Annotated in this window: 17 protein-coding genes and 3 pseudogenes; 14 read left to right on the plus strand and 6 right to left on the minus strand. The window is 57.1% G+C overall.

All coding sequences use genetic code 11. From position 1 onward, the window contains the following. Positions 1-122 precede the first annotated feature (122 nt). From PSH73_RS16650 to PSH73_RS16660, 3 genes and pseudogenes are all read left to right on the plus strand, one after another. Complete coding sequence (locus PSH73_RS16650; protein ID WP_057960146.1) at positions 123-1,838, plus strand: ShlB/FhaC/HecB family hemolysin secretion/activation protein; 1,716 nt, start codon at positions 123-125, stop codon at positions 1,836-1,838. A 103-nt stretch (positions 1,839-1,941) separates the two neighbouring features. After that, positions 1,942-6,894, plus strand: a complete 4,953-nt coding sequence (locus PSH73_RS16655) for a hemagglutinin repeat-containing protein (protein ID WP_305460956.1) — start codon at positions 1,942-1,944, stop codon at positions 6,892-6,894. Between the two features lie 358 nt (positions 6,895-7,252). Then, a pseudogene (locus PSH73_RS16660) lies at positions 7,253-7,431 on the plus strand (IS3 family transposase); the annotation flags it as partial. Between the two features lie 21 nt (positions 7,432-7,452). On the opposite strand, the gene PSH73_RS16665 reads toward PSH73_RS16660, so the two are convergent. Continuing rightward, a complete protein-coding gene (locus PSH73_RS16665) occupies positions 7,453-11,076 on the minus strand; it encodes a transporter substrate-binding domain-containing protein (protein ID WP_370694604.1) in 3,624 nt (1,207 codons plus the stop codon). Between the two features lie 138 nt (positions 11,077-11,214). Then, positions 11,215-12,405 carry an EAL domain-containing protein gene (locus tag PSH73_RS16670; protein WP_200660417.1) on the minus strand — a complete coding sequence of 397 codons (1,191 nt, stop codon included), beginning with the start codon at positions 12,403-12,405 and terminating at the stop codon, positions 11,215-11,217. 214 nt (positions 12,406-12,619) lie between these two features. Between PSH73_RS16670 and PSH73_RS16675 the strand changes: the two genes are divergently transcribed. From PSH73_RS16675 to PSH73_RS16720, 10 genes are all read left to right on the plus strand, one after another. Further along, positions 12,620-13,246: a response regulator transcription factor gene (locus tag PSH73_RS16675; protein ID WP_057960151.1), complete on the plus strand. Its 627-nt coding sequence runs from the start codon at positions 12,620-12,622 to the stop codon at positions 13,244-13,246. A gap of 176 nt (positions 13,247-13,422) precedes the next feature. Further along, positions 13,423-13,977, plus strand: coding sequence for a fimbrial protein (locus tag PSH73_RS16680; RefSeq protein ID WP_057960152.1), 555 nt, complete (start codon positions 13,423-13,425; stop codon positions 13,975-13,977). 66 nt (positions 13,978-14,043) lie between these two features. Continuing rightward, positions 14,044-14,589: a fimbrial protein gene (locus PSH73_RS16685; RefSeq protein WP_057960153.1), complete on the plus strand. Its 546-nt coding sequence runs from the start codon at positions 14,044-14,046 to the stop codon at positions 14,587-14,589. Positions 14,590-14,633: 44 nt separating this feature from the next. Further along, positions 14,634-17,123 (plus strand): outer membrane usher protein, encoded by a 2,490-nt coding sequence (locus tag PSH73_RS16690; RefSeq protein ID WP_198830934.1) that lies wholly within the window; start codon positions 14,634-14,636, stop codon positions 17,121-17,123. 21 nt (positions 17,124-17,144) lie between these two features. Further along, a complete protein-coding gene (locus tag PSH73_RS16695; RefSeq protein ID WP_057960154.1) occupies positions 17,145-17,903 on the plus strand; it encodes a fimbria/pilus periplasmic chaperone in 759 nt (252 codons plus the stop codon). Positions 17,904-18,103: 200 nt separating this feature from the next. Then, on the plus strand, positions 18,104-18,517 hold the full coding sequence (locus PSH73_RS16700; RefSeq protein WP_240435929.1) for a fimbrial protein: 414 nt from the start codon (positions 18,104-18,106) through the stop codon (positions 18,515-18,517). Continuing rightward, entirely contained in the window at positions 18,510-19,010 is a 501-nt protein-coding gene (locus PSH73_RS16705; protein ID WP_169990221.1) for a fimbrial protein, read from the plus strand. The genes PSH73_RS16700 and PSH73_RS16705 overlap by 8 nt, the downstream gene beginning before the upstream one ends. Beyond that, complete coding sequence (locus PSH73_RS16710; RefSeq protein ID WP_220172412.1) at positions 19,007-19,510, plus strand: pilus assembly protein; 504 nt, start codon at positions 19,007-19,009, stop codon at positions 19,508-19,510. The genes PSH73_RS16705 and PSH73_RS16710 overlap by 4 nt, the downstream gene beginning before the upstream one ends. Positions 19,511-19,518: 8 nt before the next feature. Beyond that, positions 19,519-20,052 (plus strand): fimbrial protein, encoded by a 534-nt coding sequence (locus tag PSH73_RS16715; RefSeq protein ID WP_057960158.1) that lies wholly within the window; start codon positions 19,519-19,521, stop codon positions 20,050-20,052. A gap of 5 nt (positions 20,053-20,057) precedes the next feature. Then, positions 20,058-20,903 carry a hypothetical protein gene (locus PSH73_RS16720; protein WP_128593367.1) on the plus strand — a complete coding sequence of 282 codons (846 nt, stop codon included), beginning with the start codon at positions 20,058-20,060 and terminating at the stop codon, positions 20,901-20,903. 136 nt (positions 20,904-21,039) lie between these two features. On the opposite strand, the gene PSH73_RS16725 is transcribed toward PSH73_RS16720, so the two are convergent. After that, positions 21,040-21,354, minus strand: a complete 315-nt coding sequence (locus PSH73_RS16725; protein ID WP_258571526.1) for a tail fiber assembly protein — start codon at positions 21,352-21,354, stop codon at positions 21,040-21,042. 160 nt (positions 21,355-21,514) lie between these two features. Here PSH73_RS16725 and PSH73_RS16730 point away from each other — a divergent pair. After that, a pseudogene (locus PSH73_RS16730) lies at positions 21,515-21,829 on the plus strand (SOS response-associated peptidase family protein); the annotation flags it as partial. A gap of 9 nt (positions 21,830-21,838) precedes the next feature. Here PSH73_RS16730 and PSH73_RS16735 read toward each other — a convergent pair. The 3 genes and pseudogenes from PSH73_RS16735 to PSH73_RS16745 form a co-directional block, all read right to left on the minus strand. Beyond that, a pseudogene (locus PSH73_RS16735) lies at positions 21,839-22,015 on the minus strand (DNA adenine methylase); the annotation flags it as partial. Positions 22,016-22,094: 79 nt separating this feature from the next. Further along, positions 22,095-22,472: a hypothetical protein gene (locus PSH73_RS16740; protein WP_057960160.1), complete on the minus strand. Its 378-nt coding sequence runs from the start codon at positions 22,470-22,472 to the stop codon at positions 22,095-22,097. 24 nt (positions 22,473-22,496) lie between these two features. Beyond that, entirely contained in the window at positions 22,497-23,060 is a 564-nt protein-coding gene (locus PSH73_RS16745) for a hypothetical protein (protein WP_200660413.1), read from the minus strand. Positions 23,061-23,151 lie beyond the last annotated feature (91 nt).

A 23,151-nucleotide genomic window follows, 5' to 3' on the forward strand; every position in this document is an offset into this window, starting at 1 on the left:
GTAAAAAGTCCTGCCACTGATGTAACAAACAGTTTAATGATGGCTCAACTGTGCAAAATCCCTGAGTTCACCGTTTGGCTAATGGGTATGGATTGTGCGTACTTCTACGTTAAGGATGTCGAGTGCCAAATCAGCCCTCAACCCAACGCCAGTATTGTATCCAGAGCCTGGGCGTCGCCCTGCTCTGCCTGTGCGCGCTGCCGGCCGCCGCCGCCGATGGGCCGCAAGCGGGCCAGGAAGCGCTGCGCTTGCAGCAGCAACAGCAGCGCGACTTGCAGCAATTACACCTGGAGCAGCGCCAACGGCAACTGCAACGCGGTAGTTTCGGTACGCAAGCGGCCACGCCGGCCTTGCCAACAGACATCGCCAAAGATGACCGCTGCTGGCCGCTAAGTGGCACGCGCCTGGCAGGGGTCACGCTGTTCAGCAAGGCTGAGCTGAACAAACGCATCGAACCCTACGTGGCGCCGTGCATGGGCGTCACCCAGATCAACCGCCTGCTGGCCGAGATCACCCAGCTGTATGTGCAAGCCGGCTATATCGCCAGCCGCCCGTACCTGATCAGCCCGCCGGCGGCCGGACAGTCGCTGGATATTCACGTCGAAGAGGGCTACCTCGAAGCCATCGAACTGGCCGACCAGAGCCTGCCGGTGTCATTAGGCGGCGCGTTCCCCGGGATGCTCGGCAAGCCGCTGAACCTGCGCGATTTGGAACAAGGCCTGGACCAGCTCAACCGCCTGCGTTCGGTGGACCTCACCGCCGACATCGCCCCTGGCAATGAAGCTGGCGCCTCGCGCATCATCCTGCGCTCGCGCAGCACGGCGTCACGCTGGGGGCTGGGGCTTGGAGTGGATAACCTCGGCAGTGCCGGCACGGGGCGTGATCGCAATGCCATCAACCTGAGCCTGGACAGCCCGCTCAAGCTCAACGATTCGCTCAACCTGAGCTTCAGCGACACGCTCAACCACGGGCCGCGCTACAGCCGCAGCAACAGCCTGTTCTATTCCATCCCTTACGGGTACTGGACCTACAGCCTGTTCGCCAGCCACACCGAATACCGCTCGCCGTTCAAGCTCAGCCGCGCCACGTTTTACAACAGCGGCCGTACCGACCAGGTCAGTTTGCGCACCGACCGCGTGCTGTGGCGCGACCAGGGCCATCAACTCAGCGCCAACCTGCAACTGGCCTACAAGGACGTCGACAGCTACCTGCAAAAGGTTCGCTTAGGCATCCAGAGCCCAACGCTGACAGTGGCCGAGGCTGGCCTGAATCTGTTCTGGCTCAACAGCGCAGTGTGGAACCTCGACGTCAATTACGCCCAAGGCCTGACATGGTTCGGCGCCGACCGTGATGCTGACCAAACGCAAAAAAACCTGCCCCAGGCGCAATTCCATAAGTACCGCGCCAACCTCACCCAATGGCGCAACGGCCAATGGCTGGGGCAACCGTGGCAGTGGCAGAGCCAGCTGTCGGCGCAATACAGCCCGGATGCGTTGCCTGCCATCGAACAACTGCTGGGCACCGACGATTCGGCGGTGCGTGGCTACCGCGAAAACATCACGTCCGGGGCCATCGGCGCGGTATGGCGCAACACCTTGCGCCTGCCGCTCACCAGCGACCTGCCGGTAAAAATCACCCCGCGCCTGGGCCTGGACAACGGCTGGATCAAGCGCGAACACGGCGCTCAAAGCCAGCGCCTGAGCGGTGCCAGTGCCGGGCTCAACCTCAGCTGGAAAAACGTGCAACTGGACCTCGATTACCAACGCAACCTCAACACGCCCGCAGGGTTTGGCCAGGAGCCGGAGGTCTGGCTGACGCGCCTTAGCGTGCAGATTTGAGCAACACCTGTTTAGCCTGAGTTAACCGCCGTACCTGACCACCACAGCAGCGTTGCAACGAACAACGCACGTCGCGGATCAGCCAACACAAAGCGAATTTTTTATGCCGACTGACACCCATACATTTCACCTTTCACCCCAGGGCAAACTGCGCTGGGCCATCGCCAGCCTGTTCCTGCTGCCACAGCTGGTACTGGCCGGAGGCTTAACCGTCGTCGAAGGGCCTGGCGGTACGCCGCAGCTGCAAAACCAGGGCGGCGTGCCCATCGTCAACATCGTCGCGCCGAATGCCGGCGGCCTGTCCCATAACCAGTTTCTGGACTACAACGTCGACCGCCAGGGCGTGGTGTTGAACAACGCCTTGCAGGCTGGTCAATCGCAACTCGCCGGGCAACTGGCGGCCAATCCGCAGTTCCAGGGCCAGGCGGCGAGCGTGATCCTCAACGAAGTGGTGAGCCGCAACGCCTCGGCCATCAACGGCGCTCAGGAGATTTTTGGCCGGGCTGCCGATTATGTGCTGGCCAACCCCAATGGCATTTCCGTCAACGGCGGCAGTTTCATCAACACCCCAAATGCCAACCTGGTAGTGGGCCGCCCTGAGCTCAACGACGGCAAGCTGCAAGGCTTGAACACTCGCGATGCAAGCGGCCACCTGACGGTGCAGGGCCAGGGCCTGCAAAACGGCGCGGGGTCGATCAACCTGATCGCGCCGCGTATCGACAGCGATGGGCGCCTCAGTGCGCGTGACCAATTGAACCTCAAGGTCGGCCGCAATCAGGTCGACTACGCCAGCGGCCAGGTGCGCCAGGTCGACCCGGCGAGCAAAACCCAGGACCAGCGTATCGACGCCCGCCTGTTCGGGGCAATGCAGGCCGGCCGTATCAACATCATCAGCACCGCCGAAGGTGCCGGGGTGCGCGTGGGCGCGGTGCAAGTCGAGGGCCGTGATGGGGTGAAGGTCAGCTCGGCCGGCGACCTCGATATCAGCGGCCAGGTCCACGCCAACAGCCTCGACGCCACCCGCGCCGGTGTGCAGAGCCGCCAGGGCGATGTCGACTTGCACAGCGCCAAAGAATTGAGCCTCGCCGCCACCGACGTCGGCGGACGCAACGTCAAGCTCGACGCCGGCCGCAACCTCACCCTCAGCAGCCTGGAAAGCCAAAAACTTCAGGAAAAACGTGAGCAGTGGAACAACAGCAACTTCCTGTTTACCTACGAAACCTATGACCGCACCACCACCGACAAGGACTCGCGTCAGCACGGCAACAACGTCGTCGCACAACAAAATGCCACGCTGTCGTCCGGCGCCAACACCGAGATCAAGGCCAGCAAGGTCGAAGCAGGCGACGCATTGCGCGTCAACAGCGGCGCCGACCTGCAACTGAGCGCCGCCACCGAGACCCACGAAACCCGCGACCAGGGCAACCACCGCAAGCACCTGTGGAAAGCCAACTGGGACAAGTCCAGCAGCGAACAGCGCAGCGTCACCAGCAGTCTCAAGGCCGGCAAAGCCCTGGAGCTGACCAGCCAGCAAAAACTGCAACTGCAAGGCGCCGAACTGAAATCTGCGGGCGATATTCAATTGGCCGCTCGGCAAGTCGACATCACCAGCGCCAGCCGTATCCAGAGCAGCAGCGACAACGCTTACTCCGGCGACCTGACTGGCGGCAGTTTCTTCGGCAAGAACGGCGATGGCGATAAGGGCAAGACCCTGAACACCGGCAGCAAGGTCAATGCCGATGGCAAGCTGATCGTCAAGGCGGACGACGTGCGCATCAGCGGCAGCCAGGCGCGTGGTGGCCAACAGGCCAGCGTCATCAGCGACAAAGGCTCTCTGGTGATCGACGGCGTGCAAGACACCTCCCACGACAATAGCTACAGCAACGACAGCAAGTTCTTTGGTATCTCCAAGGATGAAAGCCGCAAGAACCTCAAAGACAGCACCGTCGTCGCCAGCAACCTGCGCTCGGACAGCAACCTCAAACTGCAAAGCGCCAAGGACATCAGCGTCAGCGGCTCCAAGGTCGCTGCGGCAGGCGAACTGCAAGCGAATGCCAAGGGTGACATCAAAGTCGCGTCGGCTGAAAACACCTCTCACACCACTACCAGCACTCACACGCGGGGTTTCGATAGCTACGCCAAGGAAACCGCCGACGGCACGCATCAGTACCGCGCGGGTGTGAACTATGCAGACCAGCAGCACGCCAGCAAGACCGACACCACCCAGCAGCAAGCTTCCAGCCTCAGCGGCGGCAGCCTGGCCGTCACGGCCGGTGGCGACGTGAGCATCAAGGGTTCCGAGCTGAAGGCGACCCAGGGCGATGCGACCGTGAGCGGCAAAAACGTCGAGCTGTTGGCGACCGATGACAGCACCCGTAGCCAAACCGACACCACTACCACCGCTGGCGGCGTGTATTACACCGGCGGCCTGGACCGAGCCGGCAATGGTGCGCAGTTCAGCCACCAGAGCAGCACTGACACCAGCCACAAAACCACCGCGCAAACCAGCAGCGTGGCGTCGGCCGGCGCGCTGACGATCAACGCCGGCAACACCCTGACCAGCCAGGGCGCGCAGGTGAAGGCCGGTTCTGAGTTGCAGGTCAACGCGGCGCAGGTCGATAACCAGGCGGCGCATAACACCGAGACCGGCACCCACAAAGAGAACGGTTGGACCGCCGACGTCGGCGCCAATGTTGAATACAAAGGCATCACCCGGCCGATCGAAAAAGCCGTCGACGGCGTGGCCCAGGCCAAATTCCATCAGCCCGGCCTGCTGGATGCCTTCGAGCAACCGAATGTCGGGCTCGATGTGGAAGTCGGCCATACCAACAAGACCCGCACACAGCAGGACAGTACCGCCGTGGTCAGCCAGTTCAGCGGTGGCACGGTGCAGGTCAATGTCGCCAACACCGTGAAAGATGAAGGCACCCAGTACCGCGCCAGTGAGGGCGGGCTGAAGATCAATGCCGGCGAGCACCTCGCCACGGCGGCCGCCAACACCCACACCAGCAGCGAGCAAGGCGTTGACGCCAGAGTGGGCGTGCGCGTCTACACCACCACCGGTGAAGACTTGAACGTGCGCGGCAATGGCGCAGGCGGCAGCAGCGATGTGCGCGAATCCAGCAGCACGGCGGTGGTCGGCAGCTACGCCGGGGCCCAGGGTGTGAACATCGAGACCCAAGGCGACGCGCGTTATGAAGGCACCCAATTCAACGGCGGCCAGGCGGGCGTCAACCTCAAAGCCGGTGGCGAATTGGCGCTGAACCAGGCCAACGATACCCAGAGCAACACCAGTAACAGCCTGCGCGGCAGCGGTTCTATGACCGTGGGCACGGCCCCGGGCAGCAACGGTACGAACGCCAGCCTCGGTGCCGGCGTGCAACTGGACGACAAGCGCCTGAACACCCAGGACAGCCAGGCGCGTGTCGCGACGCTGCAGGGCAACGGCCCGATCCAGCTCAGCAGCGGTGGCGACATGACCCTGCAGGGTACTCAGGTCGGCAGCAGCACCACGAAGACCGGTGACATCAGCCTCAACGCTGGCGGCAAGCTGAATCTGCAAGCGGCCACCGCTACGCACGTGAGCAGCGGCAGCAACCTGGGCGGCGGCCTGACGGTCGGGGCCAGCAAGACCAGCAGCGCTGAAAGCAGCGGCACCACCGGCAGCCTGAGCGCCAACTTCAACATCGGCAAAGTCGCCGAAAACGACCATGGCGTTAGCGTCGGGCAGTTGCACAGCAACGGCAAAGTGAGCCTCACCAGCGGCGCCAACGCGGCGGATGCGATCCACCTGCAAGGCACTCAGGTGGTGGCTGACAGCGTCAATCTGGATGCGCAAAACGGCGGCATCCTGCAAGAGTCGGCGCAATCGACCCAGGCGCATAACAGCTGGGGCGTGACCCTGGGCGCAGGCGGCAGCGGCGGCAAAACCACCCTGGCCGACGCCGGTGAACATGACACCCCCAAGACCCAGCACGGCATCAATGCGCGGGCCAAGGTCGACGTGGATCACCTGCAAGGCACCACCCAGCACGACAGCCTGATCAAGGCGAATAAGGTGGTGATCAACAGTGCCGGTGATACCCATCTGGCCGGCGCGCGAATTGAAGCCGATCAGGTCAGTGGCAATGTCGGCGGCGACCTCGTCGTCGAGAGCCGCAAGGATCAAGTCAGCAGCACCCAGGTCAACGTCGACGCCAAGCTTGATGTCGAGAAAAACCAACCCGGCGTGGTCAACAAACTGGCCAAGGCCAGCGGCCCGCTCAAGGACAAGGTGCAAGCCAAGGCCGAGGGCGCGTTTGACAAGCACCGCGAAAAGCTCGAGAACGCCGTGGACAAGGGCACCGAGCACCTGGCCTCGGCCAAGGACAGCGTGGTCAACAGCGTTGGCAACGCCAAGGAACGCCTGGGCGAAAAACTCACCCGCAGCGGTAGCTACGACGTGAACCCCGAGCCCCGCGGCGCCTTCGGTACGAGCGTGGACAAAGCCAAGGCTTACCTGGCGGACAAGAAGGATGCCGTGGGCACTCGCCTGTCCGACCTCAAGGAAAAAGCCTGGCCAAAAACCACTGACAGCTACGCCGTCAACGGCAAAAACACCACCGGCAGTTCGGTGGCCAATACCACCGAAAACGTGCTGTTCGGCGACAAGAGCGGCAACACGTCCTACACCCCGACGTTGAACCTGGACGTCAGCCATGTGGTGAAAGACAGCGTCACTCAAGCGTCGGGCATCCGCACGCAAGGCGTCAAACTGCAGGTGAGTGGCGAAGCTCACCTGACTGGCGCCCGGATCAGCGCGGACCAGGGCAAGGTCGACCTGGGTGGTTCCAAGGTCACGGCAACGACGTTGGCCGGCAGCGATTACCGAGCGGATGTCGGGCTGAACCTGTCGAAGTCACCGGTCAACCTGGTGCTGGGCGCCAAGGACGAATTGACCCAGAAACAGGACGACGCCATACGTAAGGATCAAGCCTTCAACCTTGGACCGCTGAGGGTCGGCGGGCACAGTGATAGCCAGGCGTTACAGGCCGGGATTGATCAGCAAACCCATTAACTAGCAATCCACTCGTGGAAGCAGGAGGCTATCCTGCTTCCACTACTGATCGCGTAAACACCAAAGTCCGTATGCGTGAATTAGAGTTTTTCTATGTTAACCAACGCTCGCTGAAATCCATCGACTTCCACGAAAAGACTTCAGGCGTAGTCATCTGATGTTGGGGCGGTAACAGGATGGAGGATAAGGTGGGCAGCCTGATCGCCGCTATGCCAATACCCAAGAGCAAGGTGTAATTGCCGAACGCTTACGGAAAAAGCTCTCGGCCACGGCGTTTTCATGACAGTTACCTCGGCGACTCATGCTGGCAACCAAATTGGTTGCCTTCAAAAAGCTGCGCCAATCGGAACTGCTGCCCCAGTGTGCAAGTCGTTTATTTCGCCAGCGGCTGTGGGGTTATCGAATGCGCCAGAGCATGAGCCGCTGGGGAAACTGCCGGGACAATGCGCCGATGGAGCGAGTGTTCCGCAGCTTGAAAACGGAATGGATACCGACGTGGATTACAGATTTATTCAAGAAGCTCAGCGCGACATAAGCAGTCCTAGAGACAATTTCCGTTCAAAGAGCTGCAAGTACCCGCTCCAATTGGAGTATGGAAAACTCCATCTCGCTCAACGCCTGGTTGAGCTCTTCAGACGAAGCCTGTGCATCAGCACATACCAACTCCATACGCCGGCAAGACTCGACCAGTTGCTCTCCTTTAACCACACGCGCAGCGCCTTTAATTCTGTGAGCCAACTCCCCTAACTTATCCGTCTCACCATTCTGAAGTAGGACTCTCAGCAACTGACAATCTTTGCGATTATTATTGATTAGCTCATCCAGTATTTCACGAAACTTTACCGGGTCATTATTGAGAAGCAACTCCAGAGGTCCCAGATCTACCAGTTGTAGTGAATCGGATGCCATCAGTGGCAATGTCGTCGCAGGACACTCGTTCTCTGCATCCCGATTCTGTTGTAGCCCCAACAATCTCGCGTCCAACTCATCAAGACCGATAGGCTTGATGAGACAATCATTCATGCCCGCCTTTATACACTGTTCTATTTCTTCCGGCTGCGCATCGGCCGTAAGGCCAATAATCATCGTGGGCTCTAGTCCTTGCTCCTGTTCGACTCTGCGTATGGCTAGTGCAAGGTCCGAACCACTCATGACCGGCATATGACAATCGGTAATAACAACATCAAAAGAGTGCTCGCCCCAGCGGTCGAAGGCACGCTGCCCGTCTTCTGCCTCATAGACATCATGACCCAAGAATTCCAGTTGTTGGTGTAATACTTGGCGGTTGACTTGGTGATCATCTACCACCAGAACTTGCAAGCAGTAACGTTGATGAGCCAAGGGTAACGCGGGTAACTGCGTGATGTTGATGCGCTCTAATACCTGTAAATGCAGCTCTACTTCTATCTTCGTTCCACGGCCTAAAGCACTGCTCATAGTGACATGGCCGCCCATCATTTCGCACAGCGAACGACAGATCACTAGTCCCAGGCCCGTCCCTTCGGTCTGTTGCACATTGCGCTGCGCCTGAACGAAAGGTCTGAACAAGCGTTGCTGATCATTAGGACTTATGCCTACACCGGTGTCTTCCACACTGAGGTGAACATTAAGCAGGCTGGCATCGACCAAGAACCCGGAAATACTGATCGTGATCGAGCCTTCTTCGGTGAACTTGATGGCATTGCTGATCAAATTGGAGAGGATTTGCTTGAAGCGTAGGGCATCGACTAGCACATCGCAGTTAATGCTCGAATCGATGTCAAGGATGAGGGTCAAGCGCTTTTGCCTAGCCAGCCCCTCGAACACCCTGGCCACCGACTCGATCAGTTCACGCAAGTTGGCACGCTTGGGCGACAGACTGAGACGTCCGGATTCGATGCGGGCGATGTCGAGAATGTCGCCGATCAACTCCAACAGGCTTTTTGCCGAAGTATGGGCGATTTCAATGCTCGCGCGGTCAATCGGCTTACTTTCGGCGCGCTTAAGTGCCAGCTCAAGGATGCCGATTACGGCGTTCATTGGCGTGCGAATTTCGTGGCTCATGGTCGCCAGAAAGCTGGTCTTGGCACGGCTGGCATCATCCGCGAGGGCTTTTGCTTCTCGTAACTGCTCCACCAACTGACGATGCTCAGTGATGTCTAACCAGCCACAAATAACCCCCTTTATCTCACCTTTGGGGTCCTGGAACGGTTGCACCCAGTGGTTGATCCACGCCTCCCTACCCTGGAGCTGAATGGCATGCACCGACTCGATCGTCTGGCCGTCGCGCATCGCCTTAAAGTAGTTGCGATGAAAATCCGGGAGGCTCTCGAAGTTTTCCTTGGGTAGCTGACGCACCGTTTTGTTCAGCACCTGCTCGGCGCTCAGGCCGACACTTTTCAAGTAGCTGCGGTTGCACGAGAGCATGCGTCCCTTGAGATCACGCACATACAGCGGCGGCGGCATGCAATCAGTCAGTGTTTCGACAAACTGCAGTTGATCGCTGAGCAACCGCTCTGCCCTTGCCCGGACTTTAATCTGGCGACGCAGATACACCACCCAGACCAACGACAGCAAAAGCAACAACACCGCAACCGCGACGATGTTGATGATAACCCTTTGGTAATCGACCCAAGTCTGGCCGCTCATCCCTGGTGGTGAACGCCAGCGATTGGAAATCGCATTGATCTCATCCGGGGCGATGCTTTGCATGACCTTGTTGATAATGGATTGCAGTTCGACATCACTTCGTCGCATCGCAAAGTTGAGCGTGGCAGGCCCGACATCAATCACCTGGTTGATCGCCAATTTATCGCGAAACAAACGCTCCTTGTAATAACGTGCTGCAGGCAACGCCACAATGGCGGCATCGACCTTGCCTTCATAGAGCAAGTTCATCGTATCCAGCGTGGTGCCAGCGTCAATTATCACTGCTTCGGGGTAGCGCTTGCGCAGTTGCTGTGAGCCCACGTGCCCAGTAGGAATCGCCACACGCTTGTCGGCCAGGCTCTCCAGCTTGCCTTGCTGTTCCTTGCTGCTAAGCAACACAAAGGGGCTGGTATCCAGCGGCCTGGAAAAACGCAGGAACGCTTCACGCTCAAGGCTGGCGGTCATCAAGGCCAGGTCAGCTTCGTTATTTTTCAACGTTTCGATCATCTGCGGGTAACCGCCGCTGCGCAAAACAACCTCAAAACGCAGGCCCGTATTTAGGGTTATCACTTCGAGCAGGTCAGCGAACCCACCGGAAAATACGCCGTTCGAGTCGAAGTAGGCACCCGGCGCCATGTCATCATTGATTACCAGTCGCGCCACTGGGTTACGCTGGATCCAGCGTAACTGCTCTACGGTGAGGTCTAAGGGTTCTTCACTTGGAATAAAGCTGTTGCCGACCCAGCGCTTGGACAGGTTACGCAGCGTATCGTCACCGATAGCCTCGATGGCGACATTGATGAGCCGCTGCAAGCGCGAGTTATCCGTGCGCAAGGCAAAACCATAACCGCCTACCGATAGATCGCTGAAACGCTCAAAGCGCAAGTAACCATAGTAGGAGTGGTTGATTCGGTAGTAGGCACTGTACAGATCGTCCAGATAAACGTCAGCTTGGCCAAAGGCTGCAGCGGCAATCGCCTCATCATGCTTGGCATACACCCGCAAATCGGCCTGCGGGTAGCGCTGCTTGAGCTCGTCGCTGTGTTCTTCGGTGATCGCTACGCGCAAGCCAGCAAGATCAACGGGTGAATGCCGAGGTTCGGTACTGCGTTTGAAAACCGCCAGCCTATCCTCGGCATAGGGAATGCTCAGCAGTAGGTTCGGGCGTGGCCTGGTGCTGCCGTGAATACTGATCACATCAACGCTACCGGCCTGTAATGCCTTGTGCGCATCCTGCTCATTGGCGAAGGCCACGACCTTCACCTGCAAGCCCAATAGCTGCGCGACCAGAGCAGTTGCATCGGCGCTGATGCCCTCGTACAGGTTGTCTTGGGCATTGATCGAAAACGGCGCGGACGCGGCTGCCGATACGCCGACCTTGAGCTCGGCCTTGTGCCGCAGCCAATGCCAATCTTCGCTAGAAACAGCCAGATCGGGACGATCGATACGCAGTTGGCTGGACAGTACCTGCGGGGCTGGAGGTAATGATGTAGCCATCACCGGGGCGCCCCCCAAAAACAGCCCGATGGACAGACAGAATGGACGTAGATACATATGAAATAGGAGACCGAAAATGCCTGAAGTACGGGAATCCGTTGGCTGAAGGCCGTTCATTCAAGAGCCCGGCATGATACTGGAGGGCCGTCATGGATGAGGCAATAATAGTTCAAAGTCGCCTCTGTCGTTCAATCCTCAACGGTCCCAACCCGCCTGAACGGTACAGAAGTCTATAAAATGAGCTTCCGGCATGGGGCGTGCAAAAAGAAAGCCCTGGGCAAGGGTGGCGCCCAACTCAATGAGACGTACCTGTTGCTCGGTGGTCTCTACACCTTCGATAACCAGCGAGACCCCCAACGCTCGGGCTAACGCAACAGAACAACTGATGATTGCGGCGCTTTTTGGCTGGCTTTGCATCTTGCGTATAAACGCCCGATCGAGCTTGATCTCGCTGAACGGCAGCTCACTGAGCCGGTCCAGCGAAGAATAACCAGCGCCAAAATCATCCATGGCTAGGCCACAGCCAAGCATACGTAGCCGCACCAAGTTCTCCAGGCTACTGGCCGGCGCACTCACGACACCGACTTCAGTGATTTCGAACATCACGCTGACCGCTGGCACCTGCGATTGCTTGAGCAACACGGCAATGCGCTCCGCCAGCCCGGTGCACGCCAGTTGTGCGGGATGCAGATTGAACGCTAGGTTAATCACCCGTCCTTGTACAGCCAGTCTTTGCTGCAGGGCCAGGCCCTGGTCAAAAAGCTGCCAGAACATCCTATCGACCAGATTGTGTTCTTCCATGACGGGCAAAAAATGCGCCGGCAATAAAACGCCCCACTGCGGGTGCGTCCAACGCGCCAAAACTTCTGCTCCGACCAGCAGTTGGCCCTCGAGAGTAACTTTGGGTTGGTAGTAGGCTTCAAATTCGCCGTTATCCAGGCCGCGTTGCACGTCGCCCAAGGTCGGCAATTCTGCTGGCGACAGTCTGGGAATGCTGCTGCAGTATTCCCGGTACCGTTTAACCAATAGGCTAAACCCATCAAGATTGAACGGCTTGCCCAGGTCGCCCAGAAAAGTAAGACCTAGGCAGTGAATCATCGCGACTGTGCCCTGACGTAGAACCGGATCCAGCTCGCTGCACAACACCACAGCACCGACTTTGCCGCTGCTGCTGGCATGACGCAAGAACGCCAGGCCATCCATGCCCGCCATTTTCAGGTCACAGAGGACGATGTCCACAGCGTCACAAGCGGCCAGGACAGCAATCGCTTCTTCTCCACCAGCAGCTTGCAGAATGGGTCCCTGAAGCACCTTTTCCAACGCGGTTACGGTGACAAGGCGCTGAAAGGGCTCATCCTCCAGCACCAAAACAGTCAAATCTTGCATTGCAGGTCTACACGCACGCAATTAAAGGACGAACAGTCTGCAAGGAGCGCTTCCTACATCTCCATGAGACTTTTCCTATGCGCACTGGGAAATTTCCTAAGGCAGCACTATCCTGCACTTACAGCTCTGCCGCTAATAGCTAATGGTGTTAACCTTATATCGCCGAGACTACACCGCTTCGTAACAAACGTTTTTTCAAGGTAGAACTCACATTATGCATAGCGTTCTTATAGTTGACGATCACCCGGTCATTCGACTTGCCGTCCGGGTCCTGCTGGAAAAGCACGGTATGCGTGTGGTCGCCGAAGCAGACAATGGTATCGACGCTGTTCAACTCGTGCGCGACCTGACACCACAAGTGGTTGTCCTCGACATTGGCATTCCAAAGCTGGATGGCTATACCGTTATCTCTAGAATCAAAGCCTTGAATGTACGCAGCGAGATTCTAATATTGACCTCTCAACCCGCCGATTCAGTGTGCCGGCGCTGCATCCAGCTGGGCGCTCGTGGCTTCGTCAATAAAGAAGAAGACTTGGGCAGCCTGATCAACGCGATCAAAGCCGTAGACGCCGGCTATAGCTTCTTCCCCTCTCTGTCCTTTGACAGCGTCAATTCAGCAGAACAACTTACTGAGCTTGAACAAATTCAGTCCCTAACAGACCGTGAAGTGACGGTATTGCAACACCTGGCCCAGGGGTACACCAATAAGCAGATTGGTGAAATGCTCTTTCTCAGCAATAAAACTGTTAGCACCTATAAAACCCGATTGCTACAAAAGCTAGGCGCCGCCTCGCTGGTCGATCTGGCCGAGTTCGCCAAGCGCAATGCATTGATTCCCTAACTGCCAACCAGCAAATTTGTAGGAAATTTCCCTATCATGCATAGGCAACGTCCTACTCATTTCTTCCCCTGTCACTCCTAAACTGGCTCCAGCTCAAGGGTACGGCGATACCCCGGCGCAAAGAGAGTTCAATTGAGTCCCCTTCAAGGACACCAACATCAATTTAGGAGTTTCAAATGAAAGTTAGTACGTTGGCTGGCGCGATAATGGCAATCACCTTGGCTGCCACTTCTGCTGTCAGTGTTGCCAAAGATCAGGGTCACGGTGTGATTACCTTCAAGGGCGCGATTATCGATTCGCCGTGTTCAATATCTCAAGAGTCGCAGTACCAGACTGTCGACATGGATCAAATCTCCAACGTAACCCTGAAAAACGGCGGCAAATCCAACCCGACTCCTTTCAAAATTGAATTGCGCGGCTGTGACCTGGGCGCTCTGAAGTCTGCGACGGCAACTTTCACCGGTTCGCCCTCGTCGAACCCGGACCTGCTGTCGCTGAAAGGCACTGCCCAAGGTGCAAGCCTGGCCATTGCCGATCACTCCGGCGCGCTCATCAAACTGGGCAGTGCTTCGCCTGCTCAGTCGCTGTCCAATGGCGACACCTACCTGCAATTCAATGCTTATCTGCAGGGCGACATGCTTGCTGCGGAAGGCGGCGGCGAAGCTGCCGCAGCCGAAATCGTACCGGGTAACTTCGAGACTTTCGCCAACTTCACCCTCGCATATCAGTAACGGATTTTGTCACTGAGGACTCCGCAGCACTTGCTGCGTGCTGCGGAGAACTTTGCGGAGGCGTAGATGAGTCGTTCAACCGCATTGCTGGTCACCCTGGCCCTTTGCACCTTGGGCGGGTCTGTCTGTTTGGCCGAGCCGGTGATGACTACTGGGCTCAAGGGGCGAGTGCAGATGACCGGAAGCATTGTCGATAGCGCCTGCACTATCCGTATGGGTAATGATAGCCAGACGATTGCATTTAAGCCCACAGCGCTTCACGGTTTAATCAATGGCGATACTACATCTAAACAACCCCTTAATATTTTTATAAATGACTGCATTACTTACCGCACGAACGACAACACTGAACCTTCGCAGCGTTTCCAATTAACATTTGAAGGTGAGTCCAATGGTAAATACTTCAGTGTTCAAGGCGTCGCACAGGGCATTGCCTTACAAATCAAAGACCAGGAAGGAAAGTTAGTTTCACCCGGCATGTTACTACAACACAGCAGTATGTCTCCCGACATGCTGACTCTTAACTACTCGCTGTCACTCGTCGGCAGTGGACATACATTGGAAGCGGGCGACTATCACGCCACGATTAAGCTGAGTATTCAGCACTTCTGAACTGCAGTTACCCAGTGCGCAGTTTCGCTCAAGGATTTAGTCACGTGGATCACCGTAAGGCATTGGCTGCTACGGCGTTGTGTTGTGTCGCGACGTGGGTAAATGGAGCCGAAGAATTCCAATTCAACACCGAGGTATTGGACCTCAAAGATCGCGAGAACCTTGATCTTGGAGTGTTTGCATCGGCCAACTTCATTATGCCCGGCCAGTACAGCCTGATGGTCCACATGAACCGCGATACATTGACGGAATTCCCGATCGATTACCTCCCGGCCGACGACGATCCGAAAAGCAGCGTCGCCTGTCTTTCCCCAGCCTTGGTCAAGGAACTGGGTCTGAAAGAGCACGTCCTAAAGTCCCTGACCTGGTGGCACGACGGCGCCTGTCTGAACCTCAGTAGTGTTCCTGGCATGCAGGCACGTGGCAGCCTGAGTACTTCGGCACTGTACGTGAGCATTCCCCAGGACCAACTGGAGTACACGGCGGCAAATTGGGATCCGCCTTCACGCTGGGACGACGGCATCGCCGGCGTGCTGTTCGATTACAACCTCAACGCCCAGACCACCGAACGCAAACAAGGTAAAGGACGCACCGATAACCTCAGCGGCAATGGTACCGCCGGTATCAACCTGGGTGCCTGGCGCTTGCGCGGCGACTGGCAAAGCCAGATGCAACGCAGCGCCGACCAACCTTCACAGCAGCAATTTGCCTGGAGTCGCTTTTACGCTTTGCGCGCTGTGCCGTCGCTACGTTCGAACCTGATCCTCGGTGAGGACTACCTGGACTCGAACCTGTTCGGCAGTTTCCGCTACACCGGCGGCAACCTGAGCAGTAACGACAACATGCTGCCCCCCAACCTCAGAGGTTATGCCCCAGAAATCAGCGGTGTAGCCCGCACCAACGCGCGCGTGGTAATTCGCCAGCAAGGCCGAGTGCTTTACGACACCCAGGTACCACCAGGCGCTTTTCGCATCCAAGACCTCAACGATGCGGTCTCTGGCCAACTTGACGTGCGCGTCGAAGAACAGGATGGCAGCGTCCAAGAATTCCAGATGGACACCGCCAGCATCCCCTACCTGACCCGTCCGGGTTCGGTGCGCTACAAGCTAGCTGCCGGCAAACCCTCTGATTGGGAGCATCAGCTTGATGGCCCGGCATTCGCCACCGGTGAGTTTTCCTGGGGGGTGAGCAACGGTTGGTCGCTGTATGGCGGTGGCCTCGGCGCCAAGGACTACGGTTCGCTGGCTGTGGGTGTAGGCCGTGACCTCATGGCGTTCGGTGCATTGTCCGTCGACGTTACACAGTCGCGAGCGACGTTGCCGGAGCGCGACACATTGAGCGGTAAATCCTACCGCGCCAGTTACTCCAAACGCTTCGACGAGTACGACAGCCAGGTCACCTTTGCCGGCTACCGGTTCTCCGAAGAGAGCTACATGAGCATGAACGAATTCATCGAAGCCCGGCGAGGTGGCCAGCCACTGAACCAGAGCAAGGAAATGTATACCGCGACATTAAGCAAACAGTTTCGCGATTCCGCGCTGAGCGTGTACTTGAACTACAACCACCAGACCTATTGGAACAGCCAGGCGAGCGATCGCTATAGCCTGTCGTTGTCACGCTATTTCAACGTGGGAGGGTTGAAGAACCTCAGCCTGTCGCTCACCGCATACCAGAACAAGGCCAGCGGCACCTCAGATGACGGCGCTTACCTGTCGGTCAGCATTCCCTGGGGCAGCAATGGCTCATTCAGCTACAGCTCATCGGTAAACCAGGGGCAAAGCAGCCATAGCTTGAGTTACTACGACCGCATCGATGATCGTAACCACTACATGCTCAGCGCAGGCAAGGCCTCAAGCGGTGAAACGGCCAGCGGCTTCCTCTCTCATGATGGTGATGAGGCTCAGGTAACGGCCAGTGCCAGCTATCAGACCGGCGAGTACACCTCGGCGAGCCTGTCTTTGCAAGGCGGAGCAACCCTGACCGGTGAAGGCGCGGCCCTGCACCGTAGCAGCCTCATGGGTGGCACCCGGCTTCTGGTTGATACCCAGGGCGTAGCCGGCGTACCGGTGCGCGGCAGCGGCGGGGTCACCCGCACCAACCGTTTCGGCAAGGCTGTGATTAGCGACGTGAACAGCTACTACCGGAATCAGGCCAACATAGTTCTGGACAGCTTGGCCGACGACGTCGAAGCCACCCAATCAGTCACCCAGGCGACCCTGACCGAGGGCGCGATTGGCTATCGCCGCTTTGACGTTATTGCCGGCTACAAGTCCATGGTCATCATTCGCATGGCAAACCGCCGCGCTCCGCCCTTTGGCGCAACCGCCCAGAACAGCCGCGGCCAGGAAACCGGCATTGTCGGTGAAGAAGGATCGACTTACCTAAGCGGCATAAAGCCAGGCGAAACCATGTCGCTGCATTGGGATGGCAGCGCACGATGCACCTTCACCCTACCCGACCGGGTTACATCGCTTGAGCGACAACTGGAGCTGATGTGCCGGCCAGTCAGCGACGTGGATAACGCTGGCGCTTAATTTATTGCAATAGGTACCTCTATGAAAGCTCGCTTCAAACGCAACACTCTGCCCCTGCTCGTTTTGATCGGCGCGTGCACCGCACAGACCTGCCAAGCCGCCGTGTCGCTTGATCGTACCCGGGTGATTTTTACCGGCAGCGAGAAATCGGTCAGCCTCAGCGTCAGCAACCAGAATACCCAACTGCCCTATTTGGCCCAGGCCTGGATTGAAAACGAACAGGCCGAGAAGATCACCAGCCCCCTGGTGGTACTGCCTCCAATCCAGCGCCTGGAAGCCGGCACCACCAGCCAGGTGAAAATTCAAGGTCTGCCTGAACTGGGCCAACTGCCCCAGGATCGCGAATCACTGTTCTACTTCAACCTTCGCGAAGTGCCGCCGCGCAGCGATAAACCAAACACTTTGCAGATCGCGCTGCAAACGCGAGTGAAGCTTTTCTATCGCCCCGTGGCTATTGCTCCAAAAGCCGGTCTCAATGAAGCCCCCTGGCAGGAAAAACTGACGCTTACCCGCCAGAACGACCGCTATTTAGTGAACAACCCGACGCCTTATTACATCACCGTGATCGATGCCACGCCCGACCTCAAAACCGCCAGCGCAACGGACTTCAAGCCCTTGATGATCACCCCCAGAGGTCAGTTGGATCTGGGTGTCAGCAGCAAGTCACTGGGCGACAAACCTGTATTGACCTACGTAAATGATTTCGGTGGCCGCCCGCAGCTGCAGTTCAGCTGCACCGCAGGTACCTGCACCGCCAGCGCCGTTGCCAACAACCGCTGACACCGAGCCATGACCTGTTCAAGTGAGGGCAAATCACGATGCTCGCAACACGTAGATGCCTGGTAGCCTTGCTGTGCAACGCCAGTGTTTGGACTTGGTCTCACGCCGCTGGCATTCCTGCACAGACGGCCGAACTCCAAGTCACCGGGAACTTGCTTGAGAGCGCCTGTTACCTAGATCCGAGCTCCGCCTATCAGACCTTGTCGCTGGGAGACCTGAGCACTGCGCGCCTTTCACGCATTGGCGATCAGGGCGCTCCGGTGGCCATGCAGCTGAAGTTGCAAGGCTGTGTGCGTAGCGATGGTGGTCGACGTGATGATCAGCAAGGCACGCTGGTTTGGAGCGCGATTGAACCGGTGGCTACACTGGCCTTCAACGCGGTCGCGGATGCCGATACCCCCGACCTGATCAAGGTGGTTGGCGCCGAGGGCTTCGGCCTGCGTGTACTCGATGTCCAAGGCAACGACGTACGCCTAGGCCGCACTGCACCGGCCTGGTTCGTCTCGCCTGGAGAGAGCCAGTTGACGTACTACATCCGTCCTGAACGCACCGCAGCCGCTTTACGCCCCGGCGCCTTTCGCGCCAGTCTAAATGTGTACCTGACGTATGATTGAATTTCCCGCGATGAAAGTCGGAAAAACTGCACTTCTCGCCGTGCTAGTTACTTGTGCATCTACTTCTCCCGCTAACGAGCGGGCAGTAAGAATTCAAGGTATTGTATATGCCGCAATTCCTTGTGTTATTAACAAAAACGAACCTATTACTCAGTCGTTTGGCGATGTGCAGACCACGGGCATCAATGGACATTACAAAACTATTACCCTGGGCTACTCCCTCGACTGCACACGCTCGTTGACAAATGATCTACGCCTGCAAATCCGCGGTAACGACGCGGGTTTCAACTCCACGCTGCTGAGAGTCCCAGGGTATGAAAATCTCGGCATCGCGTTAACAAAAGACGGTGAACCGCTGGCAATCAACACCTGGGCAAACTTTGACTCTCGCAGGCAGCCATTATTGCAAGCGGTGTTGGTTAAACGCCAGAACAGCGAGATCAAGGCGGGTCCGTTTAGAGCTGGCGCAACCCTTGTGGTCGACTATCAATGAAGACACTAGGTTACATGTTACCGGCACTATGGTTCACCGCCCTAAGCTTTCCGAGTCTGGGCCAAGACAATCTGCAGTTCACCGGAAATTTGCTGGCGCCCCCCGTCTGTATTATTAGCAATAAGGGTGGCCGTATAGATGTGCACTTCGAGCGCAATATCGCCGTCAATCGCATTGATGGTGAGCTTTATCGCCAGGCGATCGCCTATCAGATCGAATGTCCGGGTGCGGCTGGCACTGGTATCGCCTGGCACATGCGCCTGACTCTCAAAGGAGCGTACGCAGACTTCGAGCCTACTGCCCTGAAGACCTCGGTGGACAACCTAGGCATCAAAGTACTGCTCGGTGGCACGGTGCTGATTCCGAACGAATCTCGAGAGATCGATGTCAGCGCATCGACGCCACCGCTGCTCGAAGCCGTACCGGTAAAGCTCCCCGCTGCTCAGTTGCCCAGCACTGACTTTACCGCCTCAGCGCTTTTGATGGCCGAACTATACTAGGAGTATCTATGGGTAAGTACACGACCACCTTAAGTGCCTGGTTAGTTGTAAGCCTATGGTTGCCTGCAGCGCAGGCGACACCGGACAACCTGTACTTTTCTGGCACGTTGGTTAATGAACCTTGTGTGCTCGCGGAGAATGACAGGGAGATTCTGCGGGACTTCAGCACCGTAATCGACAAGGATCTTTATCTCAACGGCAGAACTAAGGGTCTCCCGATTGAACTACACCTGACCAACTGTGACCCGGATGTCGGCAAACGTATGGTCAGCATCACCTTCAGCGGCAATGAAAGCAAAGAGCCTCCCGGGCTGCTGGTGCTTCAAAGCGCCACAGTAAAAGGTCTGCTGGTCGGGCTGGAAACTAAAAGTGGCACTGCCCTGCCATTGAACAAGACTCACCGCATGGGGCCGCTAACTATCGGCGACAATTTGCTCAGCTTCAATACTTACCTGCAAGGCGAGCCCAAGGCACTTGCTAATCACGCCCTAGGGCTTGGTGATTTTGAAGCATCTCTTACTTTTTCCCTAAGTTACGAGTAATCAACATGAAAAAAATTTCCGTAACGGTGCTGCAAAAAGTTTTCGCTGGGATACTATTATGGGCCTCAGCGTTACAAGCACAGGCCTACTACACCCTCACCACAACAGACAGTCGTATAGAATCGGGCGGGGTGCGCTATTATTTCCTAGTAAGCGGGTGGACAACTGGCGACACCAGCCCGAGCCCTTGCGCATCCGACGACCCACAATTAACTTTATGCACAATTGGCATTGCTGCGCTGCAGCCATATTCGATTATCTATGTAGGAGAGTACAACTCTTGGGAGGTACCTGTTCGCCATGGCGCGTCTACTTTGGGCCAATTACTCTCAGACCTACAGATGAAAGGATTTAGAATCCCTCTAAGTGGATCGATTCTAGTTCCTCGTCAATATGCCGATAATAATATCTGCATAACATTTACGTACTCCCGAGTCGGCCCCAGTGTCGGCGGCGCCTATAATCCTTTCGGGCCATGCGCCAGAGTTGGCCCTGTAGCAGTTCAATGCGAAATATCGGGGAATGCCACTATTGACCATGGAAGCCTTCCCGACAATAAATTATCAGGAGCAAAGGCTTCAACCCAGCTCGATTTGCAGTGCCGAGGCTCAACTAACGTTACAGTTTCAGCATCCAGGACAAACTCTTTAGGCGTGCAACTCGACGACTATTGGACTCTATTCTCAAAGATCACCGTAAATGGCAAGGACGCGACTAGAGGCATCAATGTGAATGTTACTGATGGTCAAACCAGCAAATTAGACATTACCTCGACACTGAGTACCCCCACGGGAGCAGTCACACCCGGCAAGTTCACCGGTTTCACGGTGATTACCGTTTCACCGCCTTGAGTTGCGTGTGATCGCAACTTGTAAAAAAAGCGCTTTCCGTGATCCAGTAACGCTGTTTAATAATCGCCCAGGGCCTGTACGAAATACTTTGAAACCGCCGTTGCCACACCTGAGTTCCGAGATCAACAGCGCGGTACTAGGACGCGGCGGGCCAATCAATTGCGAGCGGGTACCCTTCCTGCTCAGGCACGCGGCTCAGGACCACGCGGTACTTCTTACAGGCCTTGAGGGGCGTCAGCTCTGCCGCTGTAGCGTCGTCGATATCGACTGCATCCTGCAGGTGCCTGATTGCGTAATCCGCCTCGGCTCGCAAGTGCGCGATCTGGGTTTGTGCAGCCACCACAGGATCAAGCGCAGGTGGCGGCAGCTCTTCCTGTGGGGGCAGATCCGGCACCAGGATGTGCAGCGTGATCATGACCTTCAAATCGTACGACTCGCCCTCTTTGGCCATGGTGAGTGGCGAGGCATTCCTATGGCCAACACAAAGCTGGCGACGGTCCTAGAAACCGCGCCGCGTTTCATCAGGGCATCGGCAGCCCCGCATATCTCAGCATATGCCGAGCGGTTTTCAAGAACACCGTTCGCCCCCACGTCCGCGAATTCCCCATGGAGATGGCGCGCCGGTGCTGTGCGCGACCGTAGGCCAGCTACCCGACGCAGATGAAGGCCAAGGCGAGCATGACGGCTTTGTGATCATCACCGCCGACAGCGCCGGCGGCATGGTAGACCTTCACGACCGGCGGCCTGTGGTGCTCACGCCGGAGTTGGCCAGGGAATGTCTGGACCCGGGCACGCCCAAGGAGCGTGCCGAGCAGATGGTATTGCACCAGGGCAAATCATCGGAGGTGTTCGAATGGTTCAAAGTCGAGAAAGCCGTGGGCAACGTACGGAGCAAAGGGCCTGAGCTGATTGCACCAATGCGCTGATAGTGACCATTACCAGTTCATAATAGCCAGCTCGCCTGTTTTTTCTGCTACACCCTTCCTCGGGTTGGCCCTGCTGTAACGGATATCCATCGCCTCCATGCGGAACCCTTTAAACACCCGTCGGACTTCGGGATGATCATTGATGCTTACCATCACCTTGTCTTCGCAGGCGCGCATGAATTCATGCCATTCGCTAAAATCCTGCACCTCGCAAGGCCGCTCCGTATAGTTAGACCCGCCCCTCTTCTTGCCAGTGGCCCATGCGCTACCTTACTGGTGCCATCTCGACCGCTACACAACGCCCTTTCGTCCGCACCTTCTGCACCAGTCGCGCTCTGTTGACGAACACATTGATCTCGCAACTGCCTGAGTGTTGTACGTCTTCCCAGTATTCTGCGTGCACAAGTTGCCCGTTCTGCGGCCCCGTGTAAGTACCCGCTGCTTCACGTGAGACATAGCTACTGTCACGTACATACCTAAGCACTACCATATCTTCCTCCGGCGCCACCATGATCTGCCTTGGCACACCGAAGAAGTCGATCAGTTCGCCCACCGGGCGATCTTTCCAGGTACTGCTGGCCGACAATGATGCACAGCCACTGAGCAAGGTGGCGAGCAAGGCCAACATAAACAATCGGTTCATAAGGTCTTCTCCCTGAAGGTCGCGTTACTTGGCAGGCATCTGCGCGAACCCGTCATCTATCTTCTGCAGGATGGCCGTCTTGGCGGCCTCGCGGTTCAATATCTCGAAGAAGTGCGGCCCTGCCTTGCTCATTTGCGACGCGGACATCACACCCAAGTGCTCCATCTTCTTGGCCTGGCGTTCAGTCGGCTTACAGACAAAGTCACGGCTTTGCATCAGCCAGGCGTCAGGTTTGCTCTGCCATTGTCTGGAATACTTCGCATCGCGAAACCCATTGAACACGCTGCGGAAATCCGCTGCACCCATTACTCGCACGCGGTTCTTCGCACAATCGATTTCGACATCGTAAGAGGTGAAGTCGGGCTTTCCGGGCTCTTCGTAAAGTTGATAGACACCCAATGATTTCGCCCCACCTGGACGATTGACGATGTGAGTGGGGTCGCCGTCTGCGATGAACACTTGATTCTTGCCCAAGGCACCCTGGTAGTGAACGACCCAGAAGTCGCCCTTCAGCACTTCGCTCGCTTGGGCAGCGAGGGCACTACACAGTAATGCGGCAGGCAGGAGATGCCTTGTAAAAGCGATCATAGGGGCGGCCCTTTGCCGTTATTTTTGAAGAAAATAGTTTCACACCCTGGACATGAGGCAAAGGGCCATCTAGCACATTCGTACTATTCAT

It is taken from the genome of Pseudomonas sp. FP2294, assembly GCF_030687625.1.
GTDB lineage: Bacteria > Pseudomonadota > Gammaproteobacteria > Pseudomonadales > Pseudomonadaceae > Aquipseudomonas > Aquipseudomonas shahriarae.